This window comes from Streptomyces sp. NPDC000880, from assembly GCF_053599675.1.
In genome coordinates this window covers 1-11,820 of the sequence record NZ_JBSFMS010000031.1, presented here as the reverse complement: position 1 = coordinate 11,820, position 11,820 = coordinate 1, and the positions used below count along the sequence as shown (strand labels likewise).

At 70.1% G+C, this 11,820-nt stretch carries 13 protein-coding genes; 6 read left to right on the top strand and 7 right to left on the bottom strand.

Translation table 11 applies throughout. The annotated features are described in order from the left end of the window. The first annotated feature begins 138 nt into the window (after positions 1-138). Positions 139-1,023 carry a L,D-transpeptidase family protein gene (locus ACWDO5_RS13375; protein ID WP_450530412.1) on the top strand — a complete coding sequence of 295 codons (885 nt, stop codon included), beginning with the start codon at positions 139-141 and terminating at the stop codon, positions 1,021-1,023. A gap of 197 nt (positions 1,024-1,220) precedes the next feature. Here the strand turns inward: ACWDO5_RS13375 and ACWDO5_RS13370 are convergent, their stop codons facing one another. The 3 genes from ACWDO5_RS13370 to ACWDO5_RS13360 form a co-directional block, all read right to left on the bottom strand. After that, positions 1,221-2,258 (bottom strand): hypothetical protein, encoded by a 1,038-nt coding sequence (locus ACWDO5_RS13370; protein WP_450530411.1) that lies wholly within the window; start codon positions 2,256-2,258, stop codon positions 1,221-1,223. Further along, entirely contained in the window at positions 2,258-3,019 is a 762-nt protein-coding gene (locus ACWDO5_RS13365) for an RNA polymerase sigma factor (RefSeq protein ID WP_450530410.1), read from the bottom strand. Before ACWDO5_RS13365 ends, ACWDO5_RS13370 begins: the two co-directional genes overlap by 1 nt. A 263-nt stretch (positions 3,020-3,282) precedes the next feature. Beyond that, positions 3,283-3,744 (bottom strand): hypothetical protein, encoded by a 462-nt coding sequence (locus tag ACWDO5_RS13360; RefSeq protein ID WP_450530409.1) that lies wholly within the window; start codon positions 3,742-3,744, stop codon positions 3,283-3,285. A gap of 148 nt (positions 3,745-3,892) precedes the next feature. Here ACWDO5_RS13360 and ACWDO5_RS13355 point away from each other — a divergent pair, with 148 nt between their 5' ends. Next, entirely contained in the window at positions 3,893-5,008 is a 1,116-nt protein-coding gene (locus ACWDO5_RS13355) for an SMI1/KNR4 family protein (protein WP_450530408.1), read from the top strand. A gap of 119 nt (positions 5,009-5,127) precedes the next feature. Here ACWDO5_RS13355 and ACWDO5_RS13350 read toward each other — a convergent pair whose 3' ends face one another. From ACWDO5_RS13350 to ACWDO5_RS13340, 3 genes are all read right to left on the bottom strand, one after another. Further along, the gene (locus tag ACWDO5_RS13350; protein ID WP_450530407.1) at positions 5,128-6,018 is read right to left on the bottom strand and encodes a glycerophosphodiester phosphodiesterase; all 891 of its coding nucleotides are present in this window, start codon (positions 6,016-6,018) and stop codon (positions 5,128-5,130) included. A 339-nt stretch (positions 6,019-6,357) separates the two neighbouring features. Next, a complete protein-coding gene (locus tag ACWDO5_RS13345) occupies positions 6,358-6,930 on the bottom strand; it encodes a L,D-transpeptidase family protein (protein WP_450530406.1) in 573 nt (190 codons plus the stop codon). Positions 6,931-7,904: 974 nt separating this feature from the next. After that, positions 7,905-8,195, bottom strand: a complete 291-nt coding sequence (locus ACWDO5_RS13340; RefSeq protein ID WP_450530405.1) for a hypothetical protein — start codon at positions 8,193-8,195, stop codon at positions 7,905-7,907. Positions 8,196-8,732: 537 nt separating this feature from the next. Between ACWDO5_RS13340 and ACWDO5_RS13335 the strand changes: the two genes are divergently transcribed. The 3 genes from ACWDO5_RS13335 (at position 8,733) to ACWDO5_RS13325 (ending at position 10,443) form a co-directional block, all read left to right on the top strand. Then, entirely contained in the window at positions 8,733-9,482 is a 750-nt protein-coding gene (locus ACWDO5_RS13335) for a hypothetical protein (protein WP_450530404.1), read from the top strand. Between the two features lie 74 nt (positions 9,483-9,556). Next, positions 9,557-9,901 carry a hypothetical protein gene (locus ACWDO5_RS13330; RefSeq protein ID WP_450530403.1) on the top strand — a complete coding sequence of 115 codons (345 nt, stop codon included), beginning with the start codon at positions 9,557-9,559 and terminating at the stop codon, positions 9,899-9,901. Positions 9,902-10,197: 296 nt separating this feature from the next. Beyond that, the gene (locus ACWDO5_RS13325; RefSeq protein ID WP_450530402.1) at positions 10,198-10,443 is read left to right on the top strand and encodes a hypothetical protein; all 246 of its coding nucleotides are present in this window, start codon (positions 10,198-10,200) and stop codon (positions 10,441-10,443) included. A gap of 86 nt (positions 10,444-10,529) precedes the next feature. Here ACWDO5_RS13325 and ACWDO5_RS13320 read toward each other — a convergent pair whose 3' ends face one another. Further along, positions 10,530-11,402, bottom strand: coding sequence for a hypothetical protein (locus ACWDO5_RS13320; RefSeq protein ID WP_450530401.1), 873 nt, complete (start codon positions 11,400-11,402; stop codon positions 10,530-10,532). Positions 11,403-11,603: 201 nt separating this feature from the next. On the opposite strand from ACWDO5_RS13320, the gene ACWDO5_RS13315 reads away from it, so the two are divergent. Continuing rightward, complete coding sequence (locus ACWDO5_RS13315; RefSeq protein ID WP_450530400.1) at positions 11,604-11,729, top strand: hypothetical protein; 126 nt, start codon at positions 11,604-11,606, stop codon at positions 11,727-11,729. Positions 11,730-11,820: the final 91 nt, after the last annotated feature.

The following is an 11,820-nucleotide window of genomic DNA, read 5'->3' as shown; positions in this document are numbered from 1 at the left end:
AGCGGCGGGCGCCGGTACGGGTGGAGGGCCACGCGCTGGGACCTTCCTCATAGCTTCTTCCCCATAATGCGCGGGAATGCGCAACCGGGCAGAGCGGGAATCTGTCTCTTGAGGCACAGGAAATCAGGGGGGGCGTACATGCTTCGGAAAACCGTCATACGCAGATCTGTCAGGCGCAGGGCCGTCATACGCAGAACAATCGCCGCGGCCGCCGTGCTGGCCGTGACCACCGGCTGTACGGCGCAGGCGGCGACCGGCCGCGCGGCGACCGACGCCAAGCCGGGCAGCACGGCGCCCGCGCCGGGCCCCACGTCGACGCCGCCGCCTTCCGCGTCGGACCCGGGCACGCCCTCTCAGAAGCCCAGCGAGTCCGCCACGACCGCGAAGCCCGAGGTCCTGATCCCGAGCGGCTCGAAGGGCGAGCGGGTGCGCGAGCTGCAGGCGAGGCTCGCCCAGATCGGCTGGTTCGACAACACCCCGACCGGCACGTACGGTCCGGTGACGGTCGCGTCCGTCAAGGGCTTCCAGGGCAAGCGCGGGTTGCCGACGACGGGCGACACGGACACCGTGACCTGGCAGAAGCTGCTCGCCATGACGAAGAAGCCGACGCGCGACGAGCTGAACGGCAGGACCGTCAACAAGCCGCCGGCGAGGCTGGACCCGCGCTGCAGGACGGGCCGGGTGATGTGCATCAGCAAGACCACCCGAACGCTCTCCTGGGTGATCGACGGCAAGGTGCAGTCGACGATGGACGTGCGCTTCGGCTCGCAGTACACGCCGACGCGTGAGGGCACCTTCAGTGTCTTCCAGAAGTCACGGCACCACGTCTCGTCGATCTACCACACGCCCATGCCGTACGCGATGTTCTTCAGCGGCGGCCAGGCGGTGCACTACTCGGCGGACTTCGCGGCCCGCGGCTACAACGGCGCGTCGCACGGCTGCGTCAATGTCCGGAACGAGGGAAAGATCGCCTCGCTCTTCGCGCAGGTCCGCAATGGTGACCGCGTGGTCATTCATTGGTGAGCGCGAGAGGTGAGTGTGGCGCGGGCGGGACCGGGGGAACGTGTCCCGCCCGCGCCTTTCGCACCGAGCCGTAGGTACGGGGGGAACCCCGGCTCTGGCGCAGCCGATGACCAGTCGGCTCACTCTCTACTGCGCCGTGGCTTCAAAAAACGTCACACCTGGGCGGCCGAAAATCGTCACTGTCGAGAAATCGCAGGTCAGGACGGGTTCTGGGTAACGCCGGGCGAAGGCAGGGAAGCACTTTCGGACGGCAGGAGCGCGGGCTCCGCGGGCAGTTGCGTCCAGGAGACGGGCGGCAGGGAAGCGCCGCCCGCGCGGCTCTCGATGGCGGGGGCGGGGGCGGCGGCGCCGCGGCTCTTCCCGCCGTCGTCGCCGCTGTCGCCGCCGCTGTCGTCGCCGCCGTCACCGGTGTCGCCGTCGGTCTGGCCGCTGCTCTTGGTGTCGCCGTCGAGCAGCCCGTCACAGAAGCGCTCCACCCCCTTCGCCCCCTTGGCTGCCTCCTCGAGCTGCTGCTTGCGGTCGGGGGCGATGCTGCCACTGCGGTAGTCGCGGCAGGCCTCGACCGTCTGACGGTACAACTCGGCGTTCCCCTTGCGGGACTTCTCGCCCTGGTCACCCTTCTTGCCCGAGCCGCCGTGTGCGCCGCTTGACGGGTCCCGGTGCTCGCCGCCCCCGCTCGCCGGGGGCGACACCGGCGGCGTACTGGGCGAGCCCGAGATCCGCGGGGGTGCGACCACTCCCCCGCCGGTGGGCGAATCGGAGACCAGCGGCCCCGGGGTCGCGGCGGCCGAGACGGAGGACCCGGGCAGCGGATCGCCGCCGAAGGGCGACGGCAGGAAGCCCGTGCCCGCGGCGACGGCGACGCCGCCGAGCGCGCAGCCGGCGACCGCGGCGGCGAGCCCGAAGCGCACCGGGCGGGCGAAGAGCGTGCGGGGCGCCCGGTGCGTGGCAGCGGGGCGCGCGGCAGGGGCGAGACGTACGGTCCCGAGCATGTCCCCCGCGGGCGCTTCGGCGTCCGCCCTGGCCTTTCGGAACGCGGCCAATGCGGCCGCCTCGCCGGGCATTTCACCGCCGTCCAAGTAGCCGGAGCGGCTGGGCCTGCCCATTCCGTACAGCTCTCGGGACAGTTGCGCGGCCTGGGTACGGGCGTGTTCGTCGGCAGTCTCGACCGGTTCACCGCGCAGCAGCCGCTCCGCCGCTTCCTTGTCAAGCCACTCGTACCGCTCGTCGGCCATCACATGTCCTTCTGCGTCCGCAGGCGCGAATGCGTCACACCGGCGGGTGCCGTCGCGCCCGGCCGGGGGCCGCGCTGGGGCGGTACGCCGTTCAGATCCGCGCGGTCGACGCCAGGGGTCACGTGGTCCGCTTCGCCTCTGTCCTCGCTGAAGGCGGGCACGGCTTCCTCGTTGAAGGCCGGCGAGGCGTCCTCGCTGAGAGCCGGCGCGGCTTCCGCGCCCAGCAGCTCGGCCAGCCGCTTCAGCCCGCGGTGCGCGGCGGTGCGTACCGCGCCCGGCCGCTTGCCCAGCGTCTTGGCCGCGCTCTTCGCGTCGAGGCCGACCACGACGCGCAGGACGACGGCCTCGGCCTGGTCCTGTGGCAGCTGGGCGATGAGGGCCATGGTGTTGCCGGTGGCGAGGGCCTCCAGGGCCTCGTCCGCGGTGTCCGAGTCGGCGGCCTTGCCGGTGAGCTCGGTCTCGTCGCCGCCGACGGCGGGGCGGCGGCCGCGCATGCGTATGTGGTCCAGGGCGCGGTTGCGGGCGATCCGTGCGGCCCAGCCGCGAAAGCGGTCAGCGTCGCCGCTGAACCGGTCGAGGTCGCGGGCGATCTGCAGCCATGCCTCGGACGCGACGTCCTCAGCGTCCGGTTCGCCGACCAGAGTGCGTACATAGCCGAGAAGCCGCGGATGCACGGCGCGGTACACAGTACGGAAGGCGCTCTCGTCCCCGTCCTGTGCCGCGAGCACGGCGGCGGTCAACTCCGCGTCGTCCCCCAGCACTCCCTCAACCTGTCCTGAATCGCAGCTGGTCGCCACTGCCGCACTGCCCTGCTCGAATCAGCACGCTACGTCCTTCTGAGGGGTCACGTCCATGCCTTGTACAACTTGCAACGACTCCCTGACCAAGCGCGGTGTGACAGAAAACCCACGCGCGGCGCTGAGAGAAGTACGGGGCGGCTCTGCCGCCCCGGCGAACGACGACCGGGGCCTCTCCTGTGGGGGGTGGCGGCCCCGGTCGTCCTTCCATGTCCGGGGCCAGTCCGTCAGCAGCACACGACCGGTGGGGCATCCGGCGACGCGGCAGCCCTGCGCGCCCGCCCGTGCAGCAGCAGATAGAAGCGCTGCACCGACTCCTCCGGGCCGCCCAACTCGAAGCGGTTGACCACCTTGCCGAGCGGATTCCACACACGCCCGTCGGGCATCTGGATCCCCACCGGCTGGCCGAACAGCTCCCGTTGCTCCGGATCCAGATCCACCCACCGCGCCCCGGCCCGCCGGACGATCACCTCTCCTGTGTACGCCCCGAGGCCCTGGAGGAGCCCGGCGACCCGCCCGGCCTCCGGACGGCCGCGCCGTACCCCGTCAACCATGAAGTCCACGATCCGCAGACTGGCCACGGAGTAGTCGAGCGGCAGCCGGCTGCGCGCCGTCAGCCGGTCGACGACCCCGCCGACGTAGACGCGCATCTCCGCGGCCCTGGGCAGCACTCCAAAGTCCGTATCCATGCCAGACCCAGCGACATGCACATGTAGAACATCACGCCAAGCGGAAGTGTTCGTTCTCACGCATGAGTTCGAGCAACCCGTACAACCATTTCACGGCTCGGGCGTCATACACCCACACCATTCACGCAACGTGCCAGGATGCGCCCCCATGACACCGGCCTCACACGTCACCGCCTTCGCGGAACTATTCGGCCAACCCCCGGCCGGCGCCGCCCCCGCTCCCGTCCCCGTCGACTGGGACGCCGTCGAGTCCTGGCTCGGACTGCGGCTGCCCGCCGACTACAAGGCGATCGCCTCCGCGTACGGGCCACTGGACATCGGGGAGTTCCTGTGGCTGCACATACCGTGCGCCAGGGAGGGCTGGTTCGAATACGGGAACTGGCTGGAGGGCGCACGGCGGGAGGCGCCCGACGGACTGCTCCCGTGGGGCGAGACGCGGAGATGCGACCTTCTGTACTGGGACACCACGGCGTCCGACGATCCCGACGAGTGGCCGGTCGTCACCTTCCACAAGGACAGGGCTCGCGCGGGCGCGGACCCCTGGCACCGCTACGGCACTCCACTGCTGCCCACCCTGACCACGCTCATCGGCGAGGGTCTCCGGCCGAGCGCGAGCCGCACCGCCTTCCTGACCGAAGTCGACCCCGGCCCGTGGACCCCGCCGGTCCCCCGCCCGGAACCGACCCCGCAGCAGCGCGCCGCGCTGACCGAGGGTACGGGCTTGGCGGCGCTGACCGCACTCGTACCGCCGCCGCGGAAGCCGTTTCTCGGAGACGGCACGTGGGAGTGGCTGCACGAGCGCCTCGGCACGCGGCTGCCGACGGAGTACGTGACCCTGATGGAGACGTACGGAGGCGGCTGCTGGACGAACTGGCTCAGAGTCAGCGCCCCGCTGAGCACCGGCGAGCACGGACTTGCCGAGGAGGTCAGGTGGGTCTGCGACGCCTACCGTGGACTGCGCGCCGAATACCCGCAGTTCCAGCCGCTGGCGGTCTGGCCGGAGCCTGGCGGCTTCCTCCCGTTCGCCAACTCCATCGACGGCGACCAACTGGGCTGGCTCACCGAGGGCCCCACGCCGGACGACTGGCCGCTGATCGTCTACCCACGCCACGCCGAACAGGGCCCGCCGCTGACCGGCACGCTCACCGACACCCTGCTGGAGTGGCTGCGCGGCCGGTTCGCCACGGAGGGCCTGCCGAGTCTCGGCCGGGTGAAGGACCCGCTGGACCACATCGGATTCGAGGCTTTGGCCGACCTTACGTAGCGGCGAAGGAGACGAAGGAGGCCCAGGCGGTGGGGGTGAGGGCGAGCTGGGGGCCGGGCGTACCGCCGGGACCGACCACCGCGTGCGGGGCGGTCGATGGTCCCGGCCGGCGGCGTGCCTCAGCTCACCGTGTCCCGCACCATGTCCGGGTAGTTGGTGATGATCCCGTCCACGCCGAAGCCGTCGACGCGTGCGGCGACCGCCGCATCGTTGACCGTCCAGGTGCTGACCTGGAGCGTCTTCTTGTGCGGTCCCTTCAGCTTGTGCACCTCGGCGACGTAGGCGCTGCTGAGCGAGCCGTACGACGGGTTGATCTGGTCCGTGAACGCCGCGTACGCCGGCAGGTCCGCCACGGCGGGGGTGCCGAGGAAGCCGGTGGTGACGTCGGGCGCCTGCTCGTGCACCGCCTTGACGCTGTTGGCGCTGAAGCTCTGGATGACCAGCTTCTGCTGGATGTGCTCGCCGTTCAGCCAGCCCTCCTGGCGCAGCACCCGCAGGATGTCGGCCTCGATGCCCGGGTAGAGCTCGGGGCTCTTGATCTCCATGAGCAGCTTCTGGTCGTTGTCGTCGACCGTGTCGAGGTACTGCTTCAGCGTCGGCACGCGGCTGCCCGTCCAGTGCGAGCCGAACCAGCTTCCGGCGTCCAGCTGGGCGATCTCCGCCGCCGTGAAGTCCTTGATGCTCCACGGGGCCCGGTCCGGGAAGACCTGCTCCACGTTGGTGGTACGCGCCAGGGTGGTGTCGTGCACGATGACCAGCTCACCGTCCTTGGTGCGCTGGACGTCGTTCTCCACCCAGTCGATGTCCATGGCGTCGGCGACATCGACGGCCGCAAGGGTGTTCTCCGGCGCGTAACCGGAGGCACCTCTGTGCGCGATCACGAGGGGGCTGTGGGGCTGGGCGGCGGCGTCGGACGGGGCGGCGGGCTCGGCCGAGGCGGCACCGGGCAGTATCAGGGCGGACGCCCCGAGGAGCGCGGCGGCCACGGTCAGTGATGTACGTGCGTACACGAGTGCTCCTTGCGTGATGATCACTTTCGGCCAGACAGTGCCAGCCACCGACCAACGGGACATGGGAAGAAGTTTGCCGAAAGATGAATCAATTGCGGGGCGGCCCGGCCGGAGCTGGAGTTGGCAGCCGAGTCGTGGGGGTACCTGCCGGGCCGAAGTGGCGCAGCATGAGAGGGGGGTAGACCCTTCGTGGGAGAACTCGCAGTCATGCACGCCGAGTGAAATCCTGCTCAGCCGACGAGGGGCGTCCCTGAAGCGTTCAAGGACCTCCCGCTCCATCGGTGGCTCGCCCGTCGGCTACCCGTAACCGTGCAGTCGTCTGGCGACGAGGGCGGGGTGTCAGCCGATGGCGATGCGCGGATGCGCGCCGGGCTGGATCCAGGCCATGATCCGGTCCATCGTGGCGCGCGGCACCGATACGCAACCCGCGGTCGCACCGTTGCCATTGACGTGCAGGAAGATCCCGGCGCCGCGACCCGGCGTGGCCGGCCAGCGGTTGAAGTTGATGACCAGGGCCTTGGCGTACTGGGTGGGGTAGTTGATGAGGTGTTCACTGCCCCGCTCGCCGCTCTCGGTGAGCGGGAAGTCGGCCCCGGCCTCGGTGTGCATCTGGTTGTAGAACTTCGACTCGGGGTCCTCGACCCACCAGTGGCTGGAGTTGACCTTGGTGTACGGCATGCTCGTGCCGCCCGACTCGACTCCGAAGCCTTCGGTGATGGTGTAGGTGCCCGATGGCGTGGTGTAGGTGCTCTGCCTGCGGGTGGCGCCATCGACAACACCGTTCGATCCAACTCGGCCACTGTCGGAGATAACCGACTTCCAGCCGGACGAACCCTTGGCCCAGGCCGTCACCGTGGCGTACGAGCCACTCGCCTTCACGGTGATGAGCTGGGTGGCATTGCCCACGTTCACCGGAACGGGGAAGTCCGGGCCCGCGGGTGACGGGGCTGCCTGAGCCTTCCCCGTACCGCCGGCCGCTCCGGCCGTACGGGAGCCACTGGGGGACGCCGAGACGCTGCCCGACGGCGACGCGGACGCAGAGGCAGACGCGGAGGCAGAGGGAGAGGCCGAGGCGGAACTACTCGGAGAGGCGGACGAAGCGGACGCGTCCGGCGCCGTGCTCTCGGCACTGACTGCGACATCTGCGGCATCTGCGGCGGGGGCGCCCTGGCCTTGGTTTCCGCATCCCGACGCCAGGAGTATCGCGCCGGTGGCGGCCAGTGCAGCGGAGAACCTACGGGACGAGGGCAGCACGATGTAATCCTTCGGTCGTTGGTGATGGCCGGCCGTACCGGCTCGGGGAAATCGGGCCGGTTATATATCAGGCCGACGCCTGGATGCGACCCCAGCGACATTTCGGACCAATCCCATGGAATCGTCAGCCTGCTCGGTCGTCGCCCACTCAGATCGTGAGCCAGCAGGTCCGGACACTCGGCTCGGGGAGGGCCCCTCACTGATACCCGAACCGTCGTGCGTCGCATGCGACAACCGACGGACACGAGCGCGGGCTACAACCGCGATGCCCTTGTTCTGACGTACCAGGGCCTCGCTGTCCACGCCCTCCAGGAAATCAGCCATCGCACGGTCTGAACGTCGGGGAGCTTTCGGATCACATCGTGAACCGACATACCCAGACCCAGGCAGTGCATGGGGCTCGTAGCCAACGATGACTCCCTGTCCGATGAACAACGAACAGCCCGCCGGTGGGCCCTACGGGATGTTCGCGCGGACAGGCGCGCCTCTTCGTGGCAGGCGCCCGCGCCTACATCCGAGGCACGGGCCACAGCGGCAACAGCGCCGCGCATCGTGGCCGGCCATGCACGGCATCGACGCAGAGGCACCGGGTTCCCTGGATCCTTCCCGGACTCGCCACCGTCCGACCTGCTTCAGATACGGACGGGAATGATCGGCGCCGCGCCAGGCAGCTGGTCCAGATACGCCTGGATGTCCCCGGGGTCGGATGTCGCGACCATCGCCGCACCGATCTGCAGTGCGGTGAGCGCGACCAGCCCGTCGACAGGATCGGGCCGCTTCTCGGCAGGCAGCTCCGCCCTCCCGATCAGCTCGCCCACGCGCCGCCATTCCGTCTCCGTGTAGCAGCACACCACCGCACACTCCTTGAGCGCCCTGGCGAGATGAGCCCGCGCCACCCCGCCCCGCCAGGCTTGCGCAACCACAGGAGCCGGCACCACCGGCAGCCCGTTCCGGCTGAACGCCCGATGCCTGACGACAGCGGGCCCGGGCCTCTTGTCAGCGAGGGCGATGAGCATCCCGGCGTCGTAGACGACGTCGCCAAGAGCGTCAAGGTCAGGACAAGTGGGACAGCCCAGGTTCACGCCGCCGCCCCGCGTCGGCGCGCGGCGGACTCGGCACGGGCCGCCGCGATCTCGGCTTCGATACGGGCCAGCTCCCCCGCATCGACATCATCATCGGGCGGCCAGGGAAGAGCCTCCGCTTCCGCTTCCGCCTCGGCGATCGCGGCATCGATGTCGGCGAAGGACTCCGCTATCCGCGCCAGCCGGGCAGCCTCCTTACGGCCCGCGCACCTCCCGGGGTAGCCCCGCCGGGACGACGATCCTGCTGATCACGCAGATAAAGGCTGAAGCAATCTCGGGGCCGTGACGTTTCGGCGGCGGGGTTCGCTGGGTTGAACGTGCCGGCATCGGTCGGCGCTCGCTCGGCAACCCGTAACCCACAGACCGGCAGGAAGTCTCATGCGCATCCGAACCACCACCATCGCCGTCGCCACGGCCGCCGCCCTGCTGACCGGCTGCTCCGGCGCCGGCGCCGGCGCCGGCTCCAAGGACGCCGGTTCCAAGGGCCCCAGCTCAGAGCAGCCCGTCGGCGCCAAGCCCACCCAGCCGGCCGCCGCGGGCCCTGTCCTCACCGGGGCCCAGCTCAAGCAGGCGCTCGTCACCAGGACCGAGGCCGCGAGCTACCAGGCCGAGGACAACACCGTCGCGGCGGTGCGCCCCAAGGCGGACAAGGACGACTGCCGTGCGCTCGCCGACATGACGGCGTCCGGAACCACCCGTACCCCCGAAGCGAACGCCTGGGCCAGCCGCAACTTCAGCTCCGCCGCCAAGCCCGGCATGTCGGTGACCACCAGCCTCCTCTCGTACGAGGGCGACGGCGCAAAGCAGACCATCGCAGACATCCGCAAAGCGGTGGATGCCTGCTCCGACGGTTTCTCCACCACGGGCAACAACGGCGGCGCAACCATCGCCTACGTATCGGTGACCGCCCAACAGCCGCTCAAGGGCGGCGACGAATCGGTCTCCTGGGTCATGACCGGCGAAGCACAGGGCCAGCAAGTGCCAATGCATCTCACCGCGGTACGCGAAGGCAACGCCCTCGCGGTCTTCTTCACGATCCACCTGCTGGACCCGAAGAAGGCACAGCTGCCGCAGGACCTCTTCGACGCACAGATCACCAAGCTGGCCGGGGCGGTCAAGTCGGCGTAACGCGGACGCCGTTGCAGCAAAGTGTGGCCGGCCGCAGCAGATGGCGGTCGGCCCTCGGGCACCCGCCCGTGCTGATGCGCCCCGACCTGGCCGACAAGAGCGCCGAGAGGTGGGAGGGCTGGGTCGACCGGACGTCGCTCGCGTTCGTGGAGATCGTGCTGCCCGAGGCCACGCACGCGCCCGAGGAGCTCGTCGATTACCTGGACGCCCCCGGCGACGAGACCATCGGGGAACTGGAACAGGGCGCCGCCAGGCTCCCGTTCCCCGCCTCCCCTCCGGGGGGCCTGAGCAGGCCACCCGCTGGTTCCTGTACGGCGACGTCCTGCTGCGCGACGACGCGGGCGCCTGGCTCCACGCCCGGGGCCGCACGGAGGAGGCACTCGACGGGGTCCGGGACGTACTCGGAGGCGACTGGCTGAACGGCTGAGGCAAGAGCGTGCGCGCACTTGCTGCACCGACCGATACCGAACGCCGGTCTGGCCTGACCCGACCGCTCGGAACGGCTCCGCGGGGGCCAGTGGTCGGATCGCGCGCGGCAAGACACGAATCTCACAACGGAGGTGGGCAGCCGCGCAGTGCTCTTCGCGCTGGACACCGAGGACAGGCGGCGGCTGCTTGCTGAAGGTGAGCGTCCCGTCGGTGAGGCACCGGTCCATGGCGTCCCAGGACTTGTCCAGCTCGTCGTGCTGCCCGATTCCTCGACGGCCACCACGCCGTGCCCGGCCGCGCGGAGATCCGCGACCACTTCGGCATCCGGACGCCCGAGCAGCCGGACCCCGTGCAGGGTGACGGGCGCGGGCGCGGCGACCTCGATGGCGTGCAGGGCATCGGCGTCGTCGTACTCGAAGAAGACGAGGGAGTCGTCCGCGTACATGTCCGTCAGCGTCGAGGCGGCGCCCCGCCGGAACGCCGAGTCGGGCACACCGCGCGCGGCCCGCACCGAGGCGCGCGACTGCCCTAAGGAGACACCGGACATGCCGGTGAGGGGAACGATCTCCATGACTGTGTGCTCCAGGGGGTCATCGGCGCTGTCGGTGGGGGCGGAGGTCACCGCACGCCCACCGGGAACTCGATCTTCCCGTCGAACGTGCCCTGGTTCTCCTGCCGTACGTCCTGCTCGTACGTGATGTCCTGGCCACCGGCGTACGGGACGAGGAAGCCGAACGCGAACCGGTGGCTCTTGATCCGGTACGTCTTGGCGTCCAGGACCAGCACCTCCTCCAGGCTGGAGAGGGTCAACTGCGCGTGGTTCACCGTGATTCCGGCGTCCCGGAGCTGCTTGGCGGTGGGGTCGAACTCCCGCTGCGCCTTCGTCACCCAGGCCCGGTCCTGGACGGCGGTCAGCTTCTGCTTGCCGCTCGCGACGCGGAGCTCGACCGTGCCGTCCGCCTCGGTCAGCTTCACGTCGTCGCCGGCGGTCCGCGCGTACGCCCGGAACTCCTCGATGGCCTCAACCGGGTCCTCGACCTTGTTCTGCATCTCGGGGTCGGAGGCGGGCGAGGCCTTCCAGCTCGCGCCGCCCTCCTTGAGGTGCGCCGTGCCGTCGACGACGTAGATCTCCTCGTTCTGCGTGGTCCCCTTGCTGCTGGTGCTGACGCCCTGCGAGTGCAGCGCGTCCGGCTCCATACCGCGCCGGACCGTGGCCCGGTAGGTCGCGGCGCTCTTCTGGCCCTGGAGAGTCAGCCCCTCCTGTCCCGTCACGGAGAAGGTCCAGGCTCCTTCCTCCGCCATCGCCTTCTCCGCGAGGTCGAGGAAGTCTTCCGGGGACTCGGGCGCCGCGGGCGCCTCGGAGGACTGCGTCGCCCCAGGGCTCTCGGCCCCGGCCGAGCCCGCCGGCCCGTCCTCCTCCGCCGCGCCGCAAGCTGCCAACGAGAGCGCGAGCGGGAGAACCAGTGCAGCGCACTTGAAACGAGTTCGCATGTACTTCTTCCTTACGTCACGGCGGGGCGCGCGGACTGTACAGCAGCTATCGGCCTCCGATCACGCCGACGAACATTCCTCGCGAAACGTCATGAATGCTCTGAATCTCGCACCGCACGGTCTTGCTGCCGCGGCCCTGTTCCACACCCCACCGCATGGTCACGGCGTCGAGCAGGGCGAGGCACGCTTGCCGAGCCGTCGATGTCCTTGCGCTGTCCCATCCGCGGCGACACCATCGACGATCCGGCCCTCGTGAAGCAGTACCGCAAGGCATACGCCTCCTTCGTCGCGTCCCTCAAGGACGCTCCGACCGCGCGGGCTTCGTAGGACCTGCCCCGAACCGCGTGCGCCAGGCTCCCCCGGCCGACGCCCCCCGGGGGGGGGGGCGCTGGGGCGGCGGGGGCGGGGTTTGGTGGGG